This window comes from Paenisporosarcina sp. FSL H8-0542 (assembly GCF_038632915.1).
Lineage (GTDB): Bacteria > Bacillota > Bacilli > Bacillales_A > Planococcaceae > Paenisporosarcina.
Map to the genome: position 1 here is coordinate 2,974,459 of NZ_CP152050.1, position 21,028 is coordinate 2,995,486.

At 41.7% G+C, this 21,028-nt stretch carries 26 protein-coding genes; 8 read left to right on the forward strand and 18 right to left on the reverse strand.

What is annotated here, in order from left to right; all coding sequences use genetic code 11:
- Nucleotides 1-13 precede the first annotated feature (13 nt).
- A complete protein-coding gene (gene speB / locus MHH33_RS14945; protein WP_016428310.1) occupies nucleotides 14-886 on the reverse strand; it encodes an agmatinase in 873 nt (290 codons plus the stop codon).
- A 3-nt stretch (nucleotides 887-889) separates the two neighbouring features.
- A complete protein-coding gene (gene speE / locus MHH33_RS14950) occupies nucleotides 890-1,723 on the reverse strand; it encodes a spermidine synthase (protein WP_016428311.1) in 834 nt (277 codons plus the stop codon).
- Between the two features lie 287 nt (nucleotides 1,724-2,010).
- Between speE and MHH33_RS14955 the strand changes: the two genes are divergently transcribed.
- Nucleotides 2,011-4,128, forward strand: coding sequence for a PBP1A family penicillin-binding protein (locus tag MHH33_RS14955; RefSeq protein WP_342542192.1), 2,118 nt, complete (start codon nucleotides 2,011-2,013; stop codon nucleotides 4,126-4,128).
- 394 nt (nucleotides 4,129-4,522) lie between these two features.
- On the opposite strand, the gene MHH33_RS14960 is transcribed toward MHH33_RS14955, so the two are convergent.
- Complete coding sequence (locus MHH33_RS14960) at nucleotides 4,523-5,038, reverse strand: YwhD family protein (RefSeq protein WP_016428313.1); 516 nt, start codon at nucleotides 5,036-5,038, stop codon at nucleotides 4,523-4,525.
- 67 nt (nucleotides 5,039-5,105) lie between these two features.
- Here MHH33_RS14960 and MHH33_RS14965 point away from each other — a divergent pair, with 67 nt between their 5' ends.
- Nucleotides 5,106-5,291: a 2-hydroxymuconate tautomerase gene (locus tag MHH33_RS14965; RefSeq protein ID WP_016428314.1), complete on the forward strand. Its 186-nt coding sequence runs from the start codon at nucleotides 5,106-5,108 to the stop codon at nucleotides 5,289-5,291.
- A gap of 152 nt (nucleotides 5,292-5,443) precedes the next feature.
- Here the strand turns inward: MHH33_RS14965 and MHH33_RS14970 are convergent, their stop codons facing one another.
- The 4 genes from MHH33_RS14970 to MHH33_RS14985 form a co-directional block, all read right to left on the reverse strand.
- Nucleotides 5,444-5,995: a GNAT family N-acetyltransferase gene (locus MHH33_RS14970; RefSeq protein WP_342542193.1), complete on the reverse strand. Its 552-nt coding sequence runs from the start codon at nucleotides 5,993-5,995 to the stop codon at nucleotides 5,444-5,446.
- Nucleotides 5,996-6,122: 127 nt separating this feature from the next.
- Nucleotides 6,123-6,626, reverse strand: a complete 504-nt coding sequence (locus MHH33_RS14975; RefSeq protein ID WP_342542194.1) for a YwgA family protein — start codon at nucleotides 6,624-6,626, stop codon at nucleotides 6,123-6,125.
- A gap of 18 nt (nucleotides 6,627-6,644) precedes the next feature.
- The gene (locus MHH33_RS14980; RefSeq protein WP_342542195.1) at nucleotides 6,645-7,949 is read right to left on the reverse strand and encodes an HD domain-containing protein; all 1,305 of its coding nucleotides are present in this window, start codon (nucleotides 7,947-7,949) and stop codon (nucleotides 6,645-6,647) included.
- 258 nt (nucleotides 7,950-8,207) lie between these two features.
- Entirely contained in the window at nucleotides 8,208-8,432 is a 225-nt protein-coding gene (locus MHH33_RS14985) for a DUF1450 domain-containing protein (RefSeq protein ID WP_016428318.1), read from the reverse strand.
- Between the two features lie 165 nt (nucleotides 8,433-8,597).
- Here MHH33_RS14985 and MHH33_RS14990 point away from each other — a divergent pair, with 165 nt between their 5' ends.
- Entirely contained in the window at nucleotides 8,598-9,230 is a 633-nt protein-coding gene (locus tag MHH33_RS14990) for an RsfA family transcriptional regulator (RefSeq protein ID WP_016428319.1), read from the forward strand.
- Nucleotides 9,231-9,370: 140 nt separating this feature from the next.
- Here the strand turns inward: MHH33_RS14990 and MHH33_RS14995 are convergent, their stop codons facing one another.
- Together MHH33_RS14995 and pta are read right to left on the reverse strand one after the other, a co-directional pair.
- Nucleotides 9,371-10,219, reverse strand: coding sequence for a lipoate--protein ligase family protein (locus MHH33_RS14995; protein ID WP_342542196.1), 849 nt, complete (start codon nucleotides 10,217-10,219; stop codon nucleotides 9,371-9,373).
- 2 nt (nucleotides 10,220-10,221) lie between these two features.
- Complete coding sequence (gene pta, locus MHH33_RS15000) at nucleotides 10,222-11,205, reverse strand: phosphate acetyltransferase (protein ID WP_342542197.1); 984 nt, start codon at nucleotides 11,203-11,205, stop codon at nucleotides 10,222-10,224.
- Nucleotides 11,206-11,729: 524 nt separating this feature from the next.
- Here pta and hemQ point away from each other — a divergent pair.
- From hemQ to gerQ, 3 genes are all read left to right on the forward strand, one after another.
- Nucleotides 11,730-12,479, forward strand: coding sequence for a hydrogen peroxide-dependent heme synthase (gene hemQ, locus MHH33_RS15005; RefSeq protein ID WP_016428322.1), 750 nt, complete (start codon nucleotides 11,730-11,732; stop codon nucleotides 12,477-12,479).
- Between the two features lie 85 nt (nucleotides 12,480-12,564).
- Nucleotides 12,565-12,984, forward strand: coding sequence for a cell wall hydrolase (locus MHH33_RS15010; RefSeq protein ID WP_342542198.1), 420 nt, complete (start codon nucleotides 12,565-12,567; stop codon nucleotides 12,982-12,984).
- 18 nt (nucleotides 12,985-13,002) lie between these two features.
- Nucleotides 13,003-13,365, forward strand: coding sequence for a spore coat protein GerQ (gene gerQ / locus MHH33_RS15015; protein ID WP_342542199.1), 363 nt, complete (start codon nucleotides 13,003-13,005; stop codon nucleotides 13,363-13,365).
- A gap of 251 nt (nucleotides 13,366-13,616) precedes the next feature.
- Here the strand turns inward: gerQ and MHH33_RS15020 are convergent, their stop codons facing one another.
- The 5 genes from MHH33_RS15020 to MHH33_RS15040 all read right to left on the reverse strand — a co-directional run bounded on the left by MHH33_RS15020 (nucleotide 13,617) and on the right by MHH33_RS15040 (nucleotide 16,554).
- Complete coding sequence (locus tag MHH33_RS15020) at nucleotides 13,617-14,129, reverse strand: membrane lipoprotein lipid attachment site-containing protein (RefSeq protein ID WP_342542200.1); 513 nt, start codon at nucleotides 14,127-14,129, stop codon at nucleotides 13,617-13,619.
- 103 nt (nucleotides 14,130-14,232) lie between these two features.
- Nucleotides 14,233-14,613 carry a DUF423 domain-containing protein gene (locus MHH33_RS15025; protein WP_016428326.1) on the reverse strand — a complete coding sequence of 127 codons (381 nt, stop codon included), beginning with the start codon at nucleotides 14,611-14,613 and terminating at the stop codon, nucleotides 14,233-14,235.
- A 169-nt stretch (nucleotides 14,614-14,782) separates the two neighbouring features.
- Complete coding sequence (locus MHH33_RS15030) at nucleotides 14,783-15,070, reverse strand: YwdI family protein (protein WP_342542201.1); 288 nt, start codon at nucleotides 15,068-15,070, stop codon at nucleotides 14,783-14,785.
- 57 nt (nucleotides 15,071-15,127) lie between these two features.
- Nucleotides 15,128-15,802: a uracil-DNA glycosylase gene (locus MHH33_RS15035; RefSeq protein WP_342542202.1), complete on the reverse strand. Its 675-nt coding sequence runs from the start codon at nucleotides 15,800-15,802 to the stop codon at nucleotides 15,128-15,130.
- Nucleotides 15,803-15,807: 5 nt separating this feature from the next.
- On the reverse strand, nucleotides 15,808-16,554 hold the full coding sequence (locus MHH33_RS15040; RefSeq protein WP_016428329.1) for a DUF4230 domain-containing protein: 747 nt from the start codon (nucleotides 16,552-16,554) through the stop codon (nucleotides 15,808-15,810).
- Nucleotides 16,555-16,670: 116 nt separating this feature from the next.
- Here MHH33_RS15040 and MHH33_RS15045 point away from each other — a divergent pair, with 116 nt between their 5' ends.
- Together MHH33_RS15045 and pdxK are read left to right on the forward strand one after the other, a co-directional pair.
- The gene (locus tag MHH33_RS15045; RefSeq protein WP_342542203.1) at nucleotides 16,671-16,931 is read left to right on the forward strand and encodes a hypothetical protein; all 261 of its coding nucleotides are present in this window, start codon (nucleotides 16,671-16,673) and stop codon (nucleotides 16,929-16,931) included.
- 64 nt (nucleotides 16,932-16,995) lie between these two features.
- Nucleotides 16,996-17,829, forward strand: a complete 834-nt coding sequence (pdxK, locus tag MHH33_RS15050) for a pyridoxine/pyridoxal/pyridoxamine kinase (protein WP_342542204.1) — start codon at nucleotides 16,996-16,998, stop codon at nucleotides 17,827-17,829.
- Nucleotides 17,830-18,181: 352 nt separating this feature from the next.
- Here pdxK and MHH33_RS15055 read toward each other — a convergent pair whose 3' ends face one another.
- The 4 genes from MHH33_RS15055 to MHH33_RS15070 form a co-directional block, all read right to left on the reverse strand.
- Nucleotides 18,182-18,841: an anti-sigma factor gene (locus tag MHH33_RS15055; protein ID WP_342542205.1), complete on the reverse strand. Its 660-nt coding sequence runs from the start codon at nucleotides 18,839-18,841 to the stop codon at nucleotides 18,182-18,184.
- A 59-nt stretch (nucleotides 18,842-18,900) separates the two neighbouring features.
- Complete coding sequence (locus MHH33_RS15060; RefSeq protein WP_342542206.1) at nucleotides 18,901-19,446, reverse strand: sigma-70 family RNA polymerase sigma factor; 546 nt, start codon at nucleotides 19,444-19,446, stop codon at nucleotides 18,901-18,903.
- A gap of 96 nt (nucleotides 19,447-19,542) precedes the next feature.
- Complete coding sequence (locus tag MHH33_RS15065; protein ID WP_342542207.1) at nucleotides 19,543-20,016, reverse strand: hypothetical protein; 474 nt, start codon at nucleotides 20,014-20,016, stop codon at nucleotides 19,543-19,545.
- A gap of 38 nt (nucleotides 20,017-20,054) precedes the next feature.
- Nucleotides 20,055-20,858: an extracellular solute-binding protein gene (locus MHH33_RS15070; protein WP_342542208.1), complete on the reverse strand. Its 804-nt coding sequence runs from the start codon at nucleotides 20,856-20,858 to the stop codon at nucleotides 20,055-20,057.
- Nucleotides 20,859-21,028: the final 170 nt, after the last annotated feature.

A 21,028-nucleotide genomic window follows, 5' to 3' on the forward strand; every position in this document is an offset into this window, starting at 1 on the left:
GCGCTTTACGCATTTATTTTACCCAGCCTAAAAGCATTTCACGGATGAGTTTGCTTGCAGTGTTTGCAGTTTGTTCAGATGAATCGTAAATTGGCGCTACTTCCACTAAGTCGAAGCCAACGACGTTTACGTCTGAACCTGCAATCGCATGGATAGACGCCAGTAATTCACGAGATGTAATACCTCCGCAGTCGACTGTTCCAGTACCTGGTGCGTGTGCAGGATCAAGTACATCAATGTCGATTGTTACGTATACTGGACGCCCTGCCAATGTTGGCAACACTTCTTTTAACGGCTCCAGCACTTCAAATTTTGAAATGTGCATGCCGTTTTCTTTTGCCCAGACAAATTCTTCTTTCATGCCTGAACGAATACCGAATGAGTAAACATTTTTTGGACCGATGTGATCGGCGATTTTACGAATTGGTGTGGAGTGTGAAAGTGCTTCTCCTTCGTAAGATTCACGTAAATCAGTATGTGCGTCCATGTGAATGATTGCCAAATCCGGATACTTTGCAGCGACAGCTTTCATAACTGGCCAAGACACTAAGTGCTCGCCACCCATTCCGACTGGAACTTTTCCGTCAGCTAACAATTTTGTCACGAACGTTTCGATTTCGTCCAAACTTTTTTGCGGGTTCCCGAAAGGTAACGGAATATCCCCTGCATCGAAGTAATTTACTTCGTCAAGGTCACGATCCAAATACGGACTGTATTCTTCAAGGCCGATTGACACTTCACGAATACGTTGTGGACCGAATCGTGAACCTGGACGGTAGGAAACTGTCCAGTCCATCGGCATGCCGTAAATGACAGCTTGTGATTCGTCGTAATTTGGATGACTTTTAATAAACACATTGCCTGAATAGGCTTCATCAAATCTCATTAATTATTCCCCCGCTAAATCTTTCACGAACTTCGGTAACACGAATGCTGCTTTATGCAATTCTTTCGTGTAGTATTTCGTGTCGATTTCGTGGAAACGTGCATCTTCTACTGTCAAAGGATCGTATTTTTTCGATCCAAGTGTGAAGCACCAAAGACCACTTGGGTACGTAGGGATGTTTGCCGTATATAAACGAGTGATAGGGAAAATTTCTTTCACGTCTTTTTGAACTTGCTTGATTAAATCTGGTGTGAACCAAGGGTTGTCCGACTGTGCAACGAAAATTCCATCTTCTTTTAGCGCTTTTGAAATACCTGCATAGAAGCCTTTTGTGAACAAGTTCACTGCTGGACCTACAGGTTCTGTTGAATCTACCATGATGACATCGTATTGGTTCTCAGATTCAGCAATGTGCATGAAACCGTCTCCTACTTGTACATCGACACGTGGGTTTTCCAATTCTGATGCGATTGTTGGTAAATATTTTTTCGAGTACTCAATAACTTTGCCATCGATGTCTACAAGTGTCGCTTTTTTCACTTGTGGGTGTTTCATGATTTCACGAATTACCCCACCGTCTCCGCCACCGACAACTAAAACGTTCTCTGGGTTTGGATGTGTGAATAAAGGCACGTGTGCCACCATTTCATGGTATACGAATTCGTCTTTTTCCGAAGTCATTACCATGCCGTCCAGGAATAACATATTGCCCCATTCAGCCGTTTCCGCCATTTCGAGCAATTGGAAATCCGTTTGCTCCGTATGCAAGGTACGGTTCACCTTCATCGTAATGCCAAAGTTCTCGGTTTGTTTTTCTGTAAACCAAAATCCAGCCATAATGCATTCTCCTTTACTTACGAGGTTAGTGGATCCGTTCCCGGCATGTAGCGAAAGTGAACGCGGTCTGCCGAAAAACAAATACAGAAAAAGTATAGATGTTTTTGACAAAAGTGCAACTATTATTTCTTAACAGTTCTATTTTTGATTTGGTAACTGAATCATTTAGCTGCCTAAAAATGATATACTACTCGTTTTTGCATTTGTCATTTTCTCTATTCACGCGTTTAATCCTCCCATGAATTTACCATACTACTAAAAAGCATGGATGAACGGAGTGAAAGCAATTGCGACGAGCTGACTTACAACAAAAAAAACGAAAGCACCAAAAGCTTCGATCCGTTATCTGGTACTCCATTGTGTCAATCAGTGCATTGTGCACTATTCTTTTGGCATTGCGTATATATGCACAAATTCTTGGTCCACCATCTCTTGCCGTCCCTCAGGCAACCGTGTTTTTAGATCGCAACGGCCATTCCATCGGGGACCGTTTTGCCGAGCAAAGACGCTACTGGGTGAAGTTAGAGGAGATGTCCCCTTTTATAAGTGACGCCATTTTGGCAGTTGAAGATCAGGAATTTTACGAGCATCATGGTTTCGATTACACACGAATTGCGACGGCTTTATTAAAAGATGTAAAAGCCATGAAAAAAGTGGAGGGCGCGAGTACCATTACTCAGCAGTATGCCCGAAATCTATATTTAACCCATGATAAAACTTGGACTCGTAAAGCGAAAGAAGCCCTGTTTGCTTACCGTATGGAAACCTTTTATGAGAAAGATGAATTGTTGGAAGGTTATTTAAACACGGTGTACTTCGGTCATGGCATGTACGGAGTGGAAGCCGCAAGCCGCTTTTATTTTGGCAAGCCAAGTAAGGACCTGACGTTGGCTGAATCAGCTTTGCTCATTTCGATTCCAAAAGGGCCGAGTATTTATTCACCGTTGATCAATGAAGAGAACGCCTACAAACGCCAAAACATAGTCCTTGGCTTAATGGAATCACAGGAAATGGTATCAACAGAAGCCGTGCGACGTGCACGTGATGAGCAAATTGTTTTGAAAAATGAGGAATGGAAGGGAACTAAATCGGTAGCACCTTACTTCCTCGACGAAGCATGGGCTGAAGCGGATCGTATTTTAGCCAAAAAAGGACGCGCCATCGCTGAAGGTGGCTGGACAATCGAAACCACTTTGAACACCCAACATCAAAAAGTCGCAGAAGAAGTAGTCGCTGACTGGATGCCGAAAGACAGCCTGGAAGTAGGATTTGTCAGTATGGAACCTGAAACAGGTTATGTAACGGCATTAATCGGTGGGCGCAATTATTCGGAAAGTTCATTTAACCGTGTGACTCAGGCAAAACGCCAACCTGGATCCACCATCAAACCACTGTTATATGCAGCGGCTCTTGAAGAAGGGTTCTCCCCTTTGACATTCCTTGAGAGCGAGCGCACCATTTTCACCTATGACAATGGCCGTTCGCAATACGAGCCTAAAAATGTTAACGGCGAGTTTGCGAATCATCCGATTTCATTGGCACAGGCAATAGCCATTTCAGATAATATATATGCCGTAAAAACACTTGAGAAGGTAGGCTATAAACCGTTTGAATCGTTATTAAAGCGCTTAGGAGTTGAAACCTCCGTGCAGGAAACGCCAGCAATGGCACTCGGCACGTCCGAAGTGACGTTGAAAAACTTGACTGGCGCTTTTAATAAAATAGCGAATGGCGGCATCGATCAACCGTTTCGGACCGTGCTATCAATTAGAGACAGTCATGGCGAAGTCGTTTTTGAAGCAGACCCGAAAGAACGGGATGATGATGACCGTGTCATGTCAGCTCAAGATGCGTTTATTTTAACGCACTTAATGACCGGCATGTTTGACCCCGTTTTCAACGATTATGCGCCGGCAACCGGATTGTCGATTCGCGGAAAACAAACGCGACCATATGCGGCCAAATCGGGAACGACGATTTCCGATCAAGTACTCGTTGGATATACCCCAACTTTAACAACGGGTGTTTGGAATGGATATGACGCCGGCAAGCAGCTCCAGCTAGCAGAAGACAAACAAGCAACGAAAAATATTTGGATTGATTACATGGAGAGAGTTCATCAAGGCGTAACCGCCGAACCATTCTTGCCTCCTAAAGGTGTGACCGGTGTCATTGTGGATATCGAAACTGGCGGTCTGGCAGTTTCAGCCTGTACGAAACAGCGCTTAATGTATGTAAAAAAAGAAGACATACCAAAACGGCTTTGTACCGATCCGAAGCTACAGAAACAATTGTTGGAAGATGTGAAAACAAATGAGGATGCCGATGAAGTTATTGAAATGGATAGCGACGATCCATGGTCACTGTTCCCGTTTTCTTTCTTTAGAAACGATGATGACGATTAAGGTTTATTCCCTTTCAATCAGAGTTTATTTCTTTACAGCCATTTTCCCCCAACAAAAATACCCCTCGAATGAACTTTTCGAGGGGACCAATAAGGCTTTTCCAATAACTATTAAAAACAAATAAAAACAAATAAAAAAGCTTTCTCTTTCTCGGAAATGATTATCCGATGAAACAGAAAGCTTTTTTCTTGGTTGGCGCTGACATGAGAAACATGAGGCATTTGGCTTGGGTTTGACACAAATGTCTCACGGCGCTCATGTACAGACGCGTTTCCAATTGTCCTAGCTCACTTTTTGTCAGCTATGTTTCAAGTGTACTTGCTTTTTTCGACATATTCAACCATTGAACAGAGGTGCATGAAAATGTCACATTTTGTACAACTGTTTGACAATATTAGGAATTCAATTCATGATGAAGTTTTTCTTCACTACGTGCCCACATTTCTGGGTTATGCGATTGTAAAAAGTCCCGCAATATTTCCTTAGATGAATCGTCCATTTGGTCAACAATGATATGACGTTTCATTGATTTGTCCATCTTGTTTACGTGGTCAGCCAGAATCTTGAATCCTCTGCGCTTTTCACGGTTGATGACCATTTCACATCCGGTCACACCTGCATAGTAGGGTCCTGTTGCTTTGTGGTCAATGGTAACCCATACAAGCCAAAATAATTTACCACCTTCAGAATCTTCACGATTCGTTGTGAATTTGATCCCGCGTTCCGTATCGCTTCTTGCATGCATGGCACCAATTTCAACTTTGGCGGTTTTTTCTTCGACGTCAATGATGACCGGTGATACATGTTCAAGTGTCAAAGAACCTACACCGAAACCACCGTGACCATCTGTTGGATCATTTTTTATGATTGTGAATCCAAGCTTTTGTTTTGGTTTTTCTTCATTTGTCATACGCTAGTCCCCTCCGTTCTGTTATTATAACGAATAGATAAACTTTTGTGAAAGAGGAGGAACTCCAGTGCCATACGTAACTGTAAAAATGCTTGAAGGTCGCACAGACGATCAAAAACGCGCGCTTGTAGAAAAAGTAACCGCTGCTGTTGCTGAAACAACAAATGCTCCTGTTGAAAACGTAGTTGTCTTTATCGAAGATATGCCAAAAAATCATTACGCAGTAGCTGGAAAGCTGTTTAGCGATAAATAAGTTAATAATGTGGATTCCCACTTTATTATGATTGACCTAAGCTGATTACATTAGACCATGTAATTAGCTTTTTTCATTGGCCAATTTATGTACGCAAACGTTTGGGATAACGGACAAAGTGTTTATATTAAAGTTCATTATTTTTATAAGTTTCAAATCGGGGAAGCGACCTCATAGTCTGTTTTATTAATACAATAATATAGGCAGGTGACTTCTTTTCCATCTAACCTTTCCAATATCAATTTTTTATTGAATTTGTATTGGAATCCACATTTCTCATTGACCCTTTTAGAATTAAGATTGAAATCATAATGTCCACACCAAATGATATCTAGGTTTAATTCTTCAAATCCGTATTTAAGTAAGCCATTTACAGCTTCAGGGACAAATCCATTCCCCCAATAATTAGGATTTAAGACATATCCTATTTCTTTTTGACTTAAGTGTGATAATAGTTCATCTGGCTTTCTGTCATGAAGTCCTATTCCGCCGATCACCTTATTTTCAGAAATAAGTTCTATTGCATACGTATCTTTACTTGCAATAAACATTTGAATAATATCTTTGCTTTCTTTCTCATCTTTATGAGGTTTCCAACCTGCGTTTGGTCCAACCAAATCACTTTTTGCATACTCATATAAATCTTTATAGTCGGTCTCTTGCCATTCTCTCAATAATAATCTTTTGGTAAAAATTCTTTGCATATTATTACCCCTTTTCATTTTTTACAATTATAGGATAAAACCCTATTAAAAGGTGCATTTTTAGAAAAAGAAAAAGCAGAGCGAATTCATATGTGAATTGCTCTGCTTTTATATGTTTTCATATGTATTACTGAATACACATTTGAAGATTCTTGATAAAGTCAAACGCCGCTTCAATTTCTGTTTCCGTAAAATTCAATTTCCCTTTAACGACATGCAATTTCTCTACTTGTTCTGTGCGTTCTAGATGGTCGAAGTATAACAAAGTTGAGACCATTTCAAGAAAGCGTGAACTTTTATCATTCAAGCGCTCTATACATAAATCGAGCTTTGGATGATTGCCATCCACTGTTGATAAAAACTGACTTCCTTCTTCGGTACATGCGTACGTATATTGCACGTAAGAGCCTTTGTCTTCTTTTTTCTCAGACAAGAACGCCATATTGCATAATTCCTCTACACGTAAAGTCAGCTCTTCTGAATAAGGCCCATACATGTGGAATTGGTATTTTTCCTGGAATGGAAAGTTCATTTTCTTCGCAATGTACACCATTTTTTGGAGCTTCTTACGCCCCGTTACTTCTCCCGCCAGCGTGATGAACTGGACAATTTTCGCATGTTCCTCTAACAATTCATGCAACCTCCTATTCTATGCTTGTCCGTAAAGCAACTCTAAAATTTTCTTCTTCACGGCTTTTTTCTTTGTATCTTCTGTCAGTAAATCTTCGGGGAAATACAATTTATGATCCGTTCTTCGTTTGCCTGAAATGGCTTCAACGATTTCAGAAGACCTCGATAGCTCACGTAGTTCGTTGTTTGGCATCAATAAATGAATCGGCACACGTTCGCCCTCCTCACCTGGTCGATAAAAATCATATGGCAAGTCTGATGACGAATCGAATACCAAATAGTAAGCAGGGCTGATGCCCGCTTTATTAAACAATTTCTCGAGTTCAGCCAGTTTCCTGTAATCCTTTGCCGGGTCAAATTCAATGTATTGGAATAAACGACGATTCACAAAGCGGTCGCATAGATCAGCGAGAATGTCATCTTCTTCGTGCACCCATTCCTGGAAGTACGTCATAACAATGCCTTCGTCGAGTGCAATGTAATCAGTCAATGAAAATGTTTGATCAAAGAACGTCTTGAAATGACGCGGTTCATACGCAAAAGTGTAACCACTCTCACTCAGTTCTTTGGCACGGTGAAGTGCTTTCGTTAGAATTACTTCCGCACTGCGGGACACCGGATGGAAATACACTTGCCAGTACATTTGGTAGCGACTCATGATGTAATCTTCTACCGCATGCATGCCGCTTTGTTTAATGACGACTTGATCTTCGCGCGGGCGCATGACACGTAAAATACGCTCCATATCAAAATGCCCGTAACTTACGCCTGTAAAATACGCATCACGTTGTAAATAATCCATGCGATCTGCATCGATCTGGCTTGAAATTAAACTTACCGCTTGTTTATTGCCGTATGTTTTGGCAATGACATCGGACACATGTTGGGGAAATTCCGGAGCCACACGTTTTAGTATTTCATTTACTTCAGTGTCTCCAAGTAGAATAGCCTGCGTGAATTTCTCATGGTCCAGATCAAACACATGTTCAAACGCATGTGAAAATGGACCATGACCGAGATCATGAAGAAGTGCTGCACAAAGAACCACCAGTCTCTCAGATTCATCCCATTCAGGTCGGCCTGTAAATATATCGTCAATGATGCGTCTTACAACCTCGTAAACGCCCAGTGAGTGGTTGAAGCGGCTATGTTCAGCCCCGTGGAAAACGAGATACGTTGTGCCGAGTTGTTTGATACGTCGCAATCTCTGAAATTCTCTCGCGCCAATCAAATCCCAAATCACTTGATCGCGGACATGTATGTAGCGGTGTACCGGGTCTTTAAATACTTTTTCTTCAGCCAACTTTTGCGTTGCATAACTCACATGGACACCTCTTCTCATTAGAAAAGCGAAAAGCGCAACTCTAGCTCGACGCCGGCGCTGGAAGAATGAAAGGCGAATTTTTCGCCTTTCCGCCCCCTATAGGGGCCAGCGAGCTGGCGCATATAGCTAGACAAAATGACACTTTTATATTAATTTCTTCTCTTATATTTACCTTTTATTATAAAGAAAAAGCCTCCTTCAGGGAAGGCGGCGAAAGTATGAATAGCTATTTTTAAACTTTTAATCGAAGTAGCGAGATTATGCCTTTAGCTTGGCGCGTACCTTATCCATTAATTCGTCTTCAGAAAGCGCTGCTACAGGTCGGTTGTTTACAAACGCGAATGTTTTTTTACGTCCTGGACCGCAGTAAGACTGACACGCAATATCAATCGATGCGTTAGGATCGATTTCTTTTAACTTAGGAATTAATGTTTTTAAATTTACGGCCTGACAATCATCGCAAACTCTGAATTCGTTTGCCATTTGCCAACAACCCTTTCTTTTTGAGAGTAGAAGTCTACAGGTCATTGTATCTTATTTTTCCATACTGATTCAAGTGAATCTAAATGTTGAATGAATAAAACCTGCGAATCTTGTACAAGCTTGAAGTAGAACAGCAAAACTATTAACAATTCAGGAGGGACATTTATGGTAAAAATTAGACAAGATGCTTGGTTAGATGAAAATGATGAATTATTGGCAGAAACCGTGCTGCGACACGTTCGCGAAGGAAGTACGCAATTAAATGCATTTGAAGAAGCAGGAGATGCCTTGAATCGAACAGCAGCGGCTTGTGGATTTCGTTGGAATGCAGTTGTAAGAAGAGAATACGAGAAAGACTTGCGTGAAGCAAAAAAAGATCGCAAGCAAAAAATGCGTGTGCTTGGGAAAGAATACCGTCGCAGAGGGCAATCTCTGTTTCTCGTAGGCAGCGAAGAACAACCACAGGAACGCGTCCAAATTCCGTTATCGGCACTATCACTTGACGTGGTCATCGCCTACTTGTTACGTCTGCAACAAAATGGCACTGGCGAAGGCGAATCTCATCGCTGGCGCGCACTACTATCTCATTCTCAAGAAAAAATCAAACAATTAGAACGTGATATCGCGAGATTGGAAAATGAGAACTCGACGATACGCGAAGATTACGAACAGTTTGTTCACATCATGAACCGAGCTCGCCGTTTAGTGACTTTGAATGATGATGCTGAAAACATCTCACCTGTATTCCAAATGGAACGCAATGGTAATCTAGTAGCGAAAGAACCACCAATCAACTGATTGGTGGTTTTCTGTTTTGTAGTGTTCTATCGAGTGTCTATTCACGGTTTTGTTGACTCTATCGTTTACTATTTCCAGTCAGTACATCAAAAAAACTACTACAGCGAATAGTCATGGACGTTCATATATATCTAGTAGGCTTATGCCTCTATTTTAGCCAACATTTTTTGATTGCGTTCAACAACTCGGGTTAAGTAGTACATATATAAATCCGTTTCGTCTGGCTGCAGTGATTGCATGTGAACATTTCGCATCAAATGGTTCATTAATCGTTGCGCATGTATGACTGTATCTTGAACGGTGACAGTTTCTCCGATGATTTCGCTGACCGAAGCCATAACTTCTGGCACAATCATCGGATAAACAAATTTAGTTTGTTCACCTTTCAATCCCGCTTCGTAAAAGTCACGAATCAAAGCTGCCCGCTCTGCTCCGCTCCCTTCAATACATAAATAAATTTGAACCGCTATGCCATGACGTAATCGTCTTTGTGAAATGCCAGCGAATTTCTTGCCCCCCACACTCAAATCATAAGAACCTGGACAGTATGAACCTACAATTTCATATGCCTCTATCGAATCAGCTATTTGCGGAAACAGATGTCGAACGAATTCGAGCATGATATCATATCCCGCATTGATATCTATTGCATTATTCTTTTCAGAAACAACGATCGAGATATTCAGAACCCCACTGTCTAACACAACGGCAAGTCCACCCGAGTTTCGGACGATGGATTGAAAACCATGTTCCTGCAATACATCACGCCCATCTCCTATATGAGGTAAGCGGTGATCCTGTATCCCGAGAACTACTGTATTTTCGTGTACCCACGTTCGGATGGTCGGAAGGGATTCGCCTTTTCCAACTCGTTCACACAACATATCGTCCGCTGCAAACGATTCAAGAGCGGATTTCGATCTACCGCTCATGGACTGATCCCAAAATCGCCATTCTTTATTTACAAATAAGTCATTAAACCCAGACATCTTTATTCCCCTGCCATAACGCTTTGAGCTGCGGTCATTAATACTAATTTATATACATCATCAGACGAACAGCCACGAGACAAGTCATTCACGGGCATATTCAATCCTTGTAATATCGGACCTATCGCTTCAAATCCGCCAAGTCTTTCCGTTAGTTTGTAGCCAATATTCCCTGCTTCAAGTGAAGGGAAAACAAAAACATTCGCATCGCCTTGAATACTCGAACCGGGTGCTTTCTTCTTCGCAACAGCAGGTACAAATGCTGCGTCAAATTGAAATTCTCCATCAATAATGACTGAAGGTGCTTTTTCTTGCGCGAGCTTCGTGGCTTCGACTACTTTTTGGGTTTCTGGTGAAACGGCAGACCCTTTTGTCGAGAAGGACAGCATCGCTACTTTCGGCTCGATTCCGAACGCTTTCGCCGTTTTGGCACTTTCCACAGCGATTTCAGCTAAGTCTTCACTTGTCGGTGCAATCGTAATGGCACAGTCCGCAAATATATAACGCTCGTCCCCACGCACCATAATAAATGCCCCACTTGTTTTGGACACGCCCGGTTTTGTTTTGATAATTTGCAATGCAGGGCGTACTGTTTCAGCTGTCGTATGCGCTGCACCACTTACCAAGCCATGGGCATAACCTGTGTAAACAAGCATTGTGCCAAATGAATTGACGTCTTTCAGTTGAATGCGCGCTTGTTCTGGCGAAGATTTACCATTACGGCGTTCCACGAATTTCTCAATGAGTTCATCAAGCTTTTCGAAATAAACAGGATCGATTACTTCGATTCCCGTCAAATCAATCCCAGCTTGCGTCGCTGCTACTTTCACCAAATCATGTGAACCCACTAAAATAGGCGTCACAATTCCTTCGTTATGCAATTTAATTGCGGCTTGAAGTATACGCTCGTCCGTTCCTTCAGGCAAAACAATTCTTATCTGCTTATCGGTAATGTTTTTTTTGATTTCATCAAATAAGTTCGTCACACGGCATCCGTCCTTTCGGTATGTTAAGGCTGTTTTTTAGTTAAGTTAATTGTGTTTCTTCGCTTATGTTGGTGTCTAGCTGCGCAGGGTAGGCATCACCTAAGCTTAGGCCCACAGGATGTGGGTCATGAAGGCGTTCCGACACGATGTCGGGATTTTAGCCTTCCTTCCATTTCTCATGCGAATGCAGGCATTCGAATCGGTTGCTCCTGCGGTTACTCGTCGCAAAGAAAATCTTCTTTCCAGCGCCGGTGTAGGTCTTTCACACCCTGCTCCGCTTTTCTTGTTGTCTAGCTACAAGCGCCAGCCTGCACCTAAGCTTCAGTCTCTCTTGCGAAAGCGGGCTTTCGCATCGAGCCTTCCAGCGCCGGAGTCAGGCTAGATTGGCGCTTTCCGCTTTTCCCTTCATAATAACACGAATTTGTCATATCTCATCATGTGTGAATGGTGAGAATATAGGTTTCTTAAAGGCTTTATGCTAAACTTAACTTGAATATTTAATTAGATGAAGGAGTGTCCCATACATGAATGAAGCAGCGCAAACTTTAGATGGTTGGTACGCATTACATGATTTTCGCACGATGGATTGGACATCTTGGAAACAATTATCAGCTGAGGATCGTACAGCAGCTGTTAATGAGTTTTTAGGATTTTTAGAAGAATTAAATGTTGCACATGAAGCGAAAACTGGCAGCCATGCTTTCTACACAGTTATTGGTCAAAAAGCAGATTTCATGCTGATGACATTACGCGAAACGATGGATGAGCTTCAACAAATTGAAGCGAAATTCAACAAATTAACAATTGCTGAATACACTGTTCCTTCGTATTCTTACGTTTCTGTTGTTGAGCTTTCAAACTACTTGGCAGGCGAATCCAGTGAAGATCCTTATCAAAATCCGCATGTTCGTAGTCGCCTATATCCAGAGCTTCCACGTTCTCAATATGTTTGTTTCTACCCAATGGACAAGCGTCGTGAAGGCAATGACAACTGGTATATGCTATCGATGGAAGACCGTAAATCGATGATGCGCAGCCATGGCATGATTGGCCGTGGATACGCTGGAAAAGTGAAACAAATCATCAGTGGTTCTATCGGATTTGACGACTTTGAATGGGGTGTTACGTTGTTCTCGGATGACGTCCTTCAATTCAAAAAATTAATTTACGAAATGCGTTTTGACGAAGTAAGTGCACGTTTTGGTGAGTTTGGCTCATTCTTCGTTGGAACATTGCTAGATGCAGACAAAACTACTGAATTTTTAACTGTATAAAACACAGGGCTACGCAAAAATGCGTAGCCTTTTTTGTTCTAAATTCCCAAGTGCTACGTATAATAAGTTGCGAGGAGGTTGTGCTGTGGCGGTAATCCAGGCAACTGAAAAAGATATTGAAACTCTTGCCCGTTTAATGCGTGCAGAGGCAGAGGGTGAAGGCAAGGAAGGGATGCTTATGGTCGGTAACGTCGGTGTGAATCGAGTGCTTGCGACTTGTCTTGATTTCAATGATATTCGCAACGTGCAGCAAATGGTTTTTCAGAGTCCAGGTGGATTTGAAGCGACGACCAAATCTTATTTCTACCAACGTGCCCGTGAACAAGACAAGGCACTTGCCCGTCGTGTGATTGCTGGTGAACGTTTCCACCCTGCTACACGTTCTTTATGGTTTTTCGAACCACCGGGGGGATGTCCTCCCACATGGTATAACCAAGCGAACACAGGTCGTTATAAATCTCATTGCTTCTTTTCGCCTAGCCCCTCCGATTGCCCAAATCTTTAAAATGGAAAGGATGATTTCTTGGTACAATATTATTGGAATCCTGCTTATGCTCAACAAATGCAACAACCGCAACAACAAATGATGCCTCAACAACAAATGCAACCTTCTACATTACCCGCAGGAGGACGCCCTACTTCTCCACCGGCTGGTGAAGAATCCTACATCGAAAACATTTTACGTTTAAACAAAGGCAAACTTGCGACTGTCTATTTAACATTCGAAAACAATCGTGAATGGAATGCCAAAGTTGTGAAAGGCATCATCGAAGCAGCAGGCCGTGATCATTTAATTGTCAGTGAGCCAGGGACAGGAAAACGTTATTTAATTCCATTGATTTATTTGGATTACGTAACGTTTGATGAAGAAATCAATTACTTTTAATCTTCGGTGAAAGAAAGTGGAACTAGGTCTCTAACTTGGAACTTATTTTTCAAATATTCATTTGCTTATAAAAAATGCCCTTCCACTTTGTTTTGTGAAAGGGCATTTTGATGTTCACGGATTATGTTTATCAGGCAACCACTTTTCCATTTGTTCTTCGAATTTGATTCTGAATTTTCCTGGTTCTTCCAATCGTATATGGGGGTTTTAGAAAGATTCGTTTTTTGAACGAATGATGAATCATCCTATCCTTAAAGTGGAGTCACTTCATATTCGAACGTTTCCAAATCAATCGTTGCCGTATAGGCTTTTTCATTATCAGCGTAATCCGTAAACTCAATGATGAGCAAATCATTCTGAAGTGCTACAAGTTTGTAACCGATTGTTGCGTTAATGGCATCTTCAGTTAAGAAATGGGCAATTCCCTTTTCGATTTTCCTACTGAGCTGATCGTCATATAAAGTAACTGACTTGATTGTCCCCTGACTCGGATAGGACTCCAATACCACCCCTGTATCCTCATATTCAATTAAGCTCCCTGCTTGAATATCAGATGGTTCAATTTTATCTCCTTGTTTGGTTCTCAATTTCACATTTTCTTTATATTGATAAGTTGTGTGATTTACGAACAGACCTTTATCGGTAGCACTTTTTACAATATGTACATGATTTTTCAAATCTTCGAATGTTGGTTCCTGAATGCTGTCTTGATTGCATGCACTAAGGAGTACGATTAAAGTGATAAATATAATGATTTTTTTCAAAGCTATTCCCCCTATCTCTAAAACATTAGACCGTTTCGTCGGAATTTTCGTTACAATATTTATCCAACAAAAAAACGTCCTTCACTTGGAAGGACGCAAAATTTCAATTCATATGTTTGACTGCAGAGACAATCACGAGTACCCAGGCTGCAAGAAATGCTACGCCTCCTATTGGTGTGATGGCACCCAAAATGCCGATGCCACTTAGACTCAATACATAAAGTGAGCCAGAGAAAATCACGATGCCTGCTAACATTAAATAGCCTGCCCAGCTAAGTTGCGACACATTGCCAATGATATTCGAGCTCATCAAAATCCCAATGACGATTAATCCAATCGCATGATACATCTGGTATTGGACTGCTGTATCCCAAATCGCTAAGTATTTCTCGGATAGTTTTTCTTTCAGTGCATGTGCACCAAAAGCTCCAAATGCAACGGCCAAAAATGCATTAACGGCACCTGCGATGATAAAAAATGGCATAATTATTCCTTCTTTCATATGAGTTGTTGAAACGTCCTCAATTAATAGTTGTCGGATTTCTTCAATGCTTGCGGCTCAGCTGCTCACGTATAAAATATACGTTCCGCTGCCCACTGATTCCGTTGATCTCCCCGGCTCTTTTTGTACTCTTTATAAAATTCTTATTCAGTTAAAAATCAAATAAAGAATCACCGTTCGCGTCGTCTTCCTTCATACGTTCGCCAGCTGAAATGGAAGGTACAGATGAAGTAGATTGTACCGTGTGCACTGGTTGAACTGGTTGTGCATATTGAATCGGCATGACTTGTAGTTTGACTTCAGGCTGTTCACTTAATGCAACATCACATAAAGCTCGAATCGCGACCAAGGATTCACGGATGCTTTGCTCGTCACCTTTACCTTTTGCCACTGCGACATGTTTCTCGATTTCGGTGACAACTCGACTTAATGGAATCACGTTCGGTCACTCTCCTTTTACTGATTGTTCTTGTCAGACTACACTTTACCATGAAATCTACTTCAAACAAAAGTCTATCGGGTCTAATCCCCATTGTGATAGTTGTTCATTTATTTTGGAATAGGGTTTACTACCGAAAAATCCTCTATGGGCACTGAGGGGGCTTGGGTGAACGGATTCAATGATTGCATGCTTGGACGTATCAATTAGCTTTCGTTTCAATTGCGCAGGTCTTCCCCATAATACAAATACCACTGGCTCTTCTCTCAAAGAAAGTTTGCGGATAACTTCATCCGTAAAGAGTTCCCACCCTTGTCCTTTATGTGAATGTGCATCACCTGCTCGCACGGTGAGAACCGTGTTTAACATGAAAACGCCTTGCCTTGCCCATTTCGTCAACATGCCATCTGGCGGAATCTCGCATCCAAGGTCTTCATGAAGTTCTTTTAACATATTTCGTAAACTCGGAGGATGCTTGATCCCTGGTTTGACAGAAAAGCTCATGCCGTGGGCTTGTCCCGGACCATGATAAGGATCTTGCCCGACAATCACCACTTTAACATCGGTAAAAGAAGTTTCTTTAAAAGCGTTCCACATTTCATCCAATGGTGGATAAACGGTTTCATGTGCATATTGCTCTTTCAAAAACTCCCGTAATTTCAAGTAGTACGGTTGGTCGAATTCATGTTCAAGTACTTGTTGCCAGTCGTTATCAAATATCTCTTTTTCCAAGATACTCACTCCTCAAATTCAACGGTTACATTATACTCCACCAAGGAAAACATTTCAGAAACGGACCGAGCGGCATTTTCTTCAGCAATTTGCAAAACTCCTTGTTCAGTTGTTTCTTCAATCATCAATTTTTCCGCTTCTGCAGCCAATTCGTAAGCCTCGGTAATGTCAGCTTTCTCGCGGAACAATCCTTCATATGAAAATACTTCGACTTGATCGAATAATATTTCGGGTCTACCTAAAAATTCTGCTTTCGGTAAAGTTAGCGTTGCAGTTTTTGCTTCTTCATCCAGTACAATATCTTCCGCTTCGACTTTTGAGAAATCAATGCCCGCTTTCACTGAACCAGGAATAACGACCAATAACTGACGTTTTGTCCCTGGCAGTTCGAGGCCGATTTCTTGTCCAAAAATCTTATTGTCCTGTCTTTTAATTATAGCTTTCGTGTAAGCCTCTGCTGTTGCGAGTTCATTTATCGATTGAATTTGCTCCAAAAAAGCCCCTTTATTTTCCGTGAACGTACTGCCTTTAATCATCCAAAAAGTTATAACTGGAACTGCAATAATCAGTACAATCATAACTGTAATAAACCATAGCATTTTCCGTTTCCACATGGACTTAAAAAGTGAGCCAAGTTGCCAAAATCCAGATGAACGTGGCTGAACACTTTCCAGCGTAACGGCTGTTTCGTCCTGAGCTTTTAATTCTTCAAGCAATCGTTCAATATCCTTAATTCGCTGATCTTTTGACATCGTTCTCCCCGTTTCTACTATATTAGTCAATGATTCTAGTACGTTTACGATAATGGAAAGTTTCAAATTGTACAACCTCGAGGCGAATGATAGGATATTTTTAGAGGTGATGTGAAATGGCGGATTACCAGTGGCGAGAGAAAATACGAAACGTAGAGCGTTCGACAAAAGAAAAAAGCCAAGTGCCCGAACGTGCAAAATCACTTGGATTTGGTTGCTTTACTATCGGGATGTTGCTTGTTGTATTGTTATTTGCTTTTATTAGTTTCGGACTCCTTTCACAGAATTACTGGATTGCCGGAGGATTTTCGCTGATTTTCACGATTGGATTAGCCTTTATTTCCATCCAACTACTGCGGGCGGATAAGCTCCAATAATTGAATTATTGTGAGTTTTTGGTACGATAGAACACAGAAACTTATTGAAAAGAGGAATCCATTCATGTCTTTGAAAAAAACATTAACCATCGCTGGTTCTGATACTTCTGGTGGTGCAGGCATACAAGCAGATTTAAAAACATTCCAAGAGCACGGTACTTACGGCATGAATGCCCTGACAGTTATCGTGACAATGGATCCTGATAAAGGCTGGAGCCACGGAATTCATCCGATTCCTGTTGAAACATTACAAGCACAGTTGAAAACAGCTCTTTCTACTGGCGTTGATGCCATCAAAACAGGGATGCTGCCAACTGTTGACATTATTAAAACAGCAGCGGAAGCAATCGATCGCTCTGGTTTAGAAAAAGTAGTTATTGACCCGGTTCTTGTGTGTAAAGGTGAAGACGAAGCCCTTTTCCCTGAAAATGTGGAAGCAATGGTCGCATCATTATTGCCTCGTGCACTGGTTGTCACTCCTAACTTGTTTGAAGCTGGACAACTTTCAGGTCTTGGAACATTAACAACAATTGACGATATGAAACGTGCTGCTGAAAAGATTCATGAAGCAGGCGCTACAAATGTAGTTATCAAAGGCGGCAAGCAGTTGAAGCATGAAAAAGCCGTTGATTTATTCTTTGATGGTTCAACATTTACTCTACTTGAATCAGAAAAAACGGATACGTCTTACAATCACGGAGCTGGTTGTACATTCGCAGCTGCAGTGACAGCAAACTTAGCAAACGGTCTTCCAGTAAATGAAGCTGTTTTGGAAGCGAAGAAATTCGTATCCGCTGCAATCGCTAACGGCTGGAAATTAAACGAATACGTCGGTCCGGTTATGCACGGAGCTAAAAACCGTTTCGGCGCACCAGAAGTTACAACATCAGAAATTTAAGTATCAATCTAGCCACTCTTTCATAAAGAAAGAGTGGCTTTTTTATGGAGTTTTTGTGGTTATTTGGAAAAATCACAGGTTTAGTTGGAATAGGTTACTTATAGAAGTGAAAGAGGTATCTCTTGAATAAAGTTTGATTAAAAATAACACACGAACCTGCTTTATTGCGGCAAATTCAAAGAATCCATTTTGAAAAAAGATCGATCAAAATGGATTCTACAGTTTAGAATACATATGGAATTTTCATAAAAAAGTTTGATCATTTTTGGGTAAGCTTCTTGAACATTGGCATCCGTTCGTAATATAAGGTTAGTCAGATATTTAAAATGTATCGGTCCTTTTCTGTTACCATCTATGTCCCGGCTATTTTTTCTCCCCTTGGCTGGCTGCTGTTGGCGTCCGGTTCGACGGTGATGCCGATTTGATCAAAAGTCTGCCCTTCGGCGAGCTGGTAGGTCAATATTCCGGATCCGTTTTCGTCCGGCTTGAATATGCCGCTATTTTCCCTCGTGCCGTTTTTCAGCAACCAAACCTGGTAAACCTGTGAACCTTCGACGCCGGGTAATTCGTGAACCTGCAACACCAAATTTTTCTCTGATCCCTGCTGGACAATATATGCGATGCCGTTTGTTCCCGGGTGACTTTGATTGGCTGCTTTTAAGGGAATGGCCGTTAATATCTCAATGGGTATATTTTCGGCATGGCGATTTTTTTCCTGTACATTCGCTATTCCAAGGCCAATAATCGCGAGCAACAATACGGCCACGATACTGGTTGAAACTGGGGTGAAATGACTTTTGAGCATCATGGCGAGCTTGCTCATCTTAGCCATGAATGTTTCCGTACCGCTTTTCGTTTTGTGATCAAAAACAAACCCCATCACCTCGCCTTTTAGCGATTCAGGCACCTCGATTTCGGTATAATCAAACGGCATAGCATGCCAGGCCTGGGACAATTCCTGATATTCTTTCTTACACTCCGTACAATTCTTTAAATGTTCAACAAAGGACATACATTCGCTCTCCTTGAGCTCATTTGCTATATATGGAATTAAATGTTCACAATCCCTTCTCATTTTATATCCTCCAATTCCAGATGCTTCCTCAAACCTTTAAGAGCTTGGTGCAGCCTACTTTTAATCGTGCCGAGCGGCTCTTGTTCCAGCTTGGCGATCTCTGAAAGAGAATACCCTTTCCAATATAGCAAATCGATTAATTTTCTTTGCGCTGTCGGCAATTTGTTTTTCGCCATCTCAATATTATTCGTATTTACTCGTTGCTCGATTGCATTGGCAAGGTCGGCGATCTCTTCATGTTCCTCTTGATAGTGTTGCGTATGTCTCTTCTCTTTGCGGTGGTAGTCAATGCAAATATTGCGAGTAATCGTGAGGAGCCAATTTACAAAGTTGCCTTGAGCGGGATCGTAATGGCTGTTTGTTGTCCATAGCCTCAAAAAGACCACCTGAATAATCTCTTTCGTTTTTTCCTCATTCCCATTACAAAACTTCATAACAAAGCCGTAAACAAGCTTGATATATCGATCATAAAGCTCCTCTAATGCGTGACCGTGTTTTTCGTTTACCAATCTCATTAATTCCGCATCGTAATTTTCTTTCATGTGGCACTCCCTGCTATTGGAAAAAAATATATTGCCATTATACTATTTTAAAAATAAGGATGGGAACGACCGCGACTGATCGTTCCCTGGACAGGCTTATTCAAATTCTGTTTCGCTGTTTACGACAAACCATACATCTTTTACTCCTTGTCCGTTTACATCCCCTTCTTGCTGGTCTTTTGCAAAATAATAGAGAGGAAAGCCTTTGTACGTGACCTGCTTCTCCCCGTTGTCTTCTCTTGTAATTGTATCGAAATCCTTTTTGTCAAAACCTTCCGGTACGGCGAAATCCTCTTGGGTAAATGATGGCCAGTTTGCTAGGCAGTCTCCGCCGCAATTGCTTTTTCCTGCTTGGTCCTTTTTAAAGTAATACAGGGCCATTCCCTGTGGATCCGCCAGGTACTCTCCAGCTTTCTCATTCTCCAAAAGCTGAAGGCTGTCAGCCGGGGCTTGTTCCGTTTGGGCTTGATCGGGTTGATCCGTCTCTTTTTTTTCCTCAGTGCTATTTCCACAGGCAGCCAAAGCAAAAATAATCGAAAGTATCGTGAGCGTAAAAATTCCTTTTTTCATGTTTGTTCCTCCAAGTTTTTTAGATTTAAGGCTTACCCTTACTTCCAGCCCCATTTTTGAAAGATTTGGTGAGACTCTTCCGTTTTTAAATAATCAATAAATTGCTGTGCCTCTTTTTTCTGATCGGTGATTTTCGTCAGGACGATCGGCGTTCCACGATAGAGCTTTTCTTCTTCGGGCAGTTCGATCAGGTCGGTCACATCCTGGAGCCGGTAATGCCATGATTCATAGGTAATCCAGGCGTCTAGACTGGAATTCGAATTCCATCGTTCAATGGCTTCGGCACTCGACTTTACAGAAAGGTTAATATTTTGGGAAATGCCTTCGATTAGCCCTTTTCTGCCTGCCATATCTTCCCAAAGTCCAAGCTGGCCAGCCCCATTCACATCAATTATTTTTACTCCATTTTTCGTTAAATCCTCCAGGCTTTCAATCTTCTTAGGATTTCCTTTCCTCACCAATATTCCTGCAGCACGCGGGTAAAGCTCCGTACGTGATGTAGTGTCGATCATTTCGGGGTGGTTAAAGATGAAGTCCTGCAGCATATATTCGGAGCCACCGAAAATAATATCTGCATCTTCCTTTGCCTGGCTGATCCACTTGCCTTCTGGTCCAGCTGTTACTTCCACCTTGATTCCCGTTTCAGCTGAAAAATGTTCAGCAGCTTCCTTAATCGGTCCAAGTGGTCCGCCTGGTCCGTACACCCGGATGACATGATCACTTTGGCTGGAATTTGGTGTTTCCTGGGACGTCGGCTTACGGTCCATATTTGCATAGGCTGACAATCCGGTAGCCGTAATGACAAAGAGCAGTAAAGCTGATAGAAATACGGTCTTCTTCATGATTCTCCCTCCATTTTATATATATTTTTTAACGGTACTATCAGAGGAAACGAAGGGAGTTCGTAAACGGTTTGATTATAATTGCAAAATAGTTAGAAAGTTTCATTTAAATCATTATCCCTATTCCTCTTCGCTCCTGTTTGTAACCAAAAACACCACAACGACTGCTT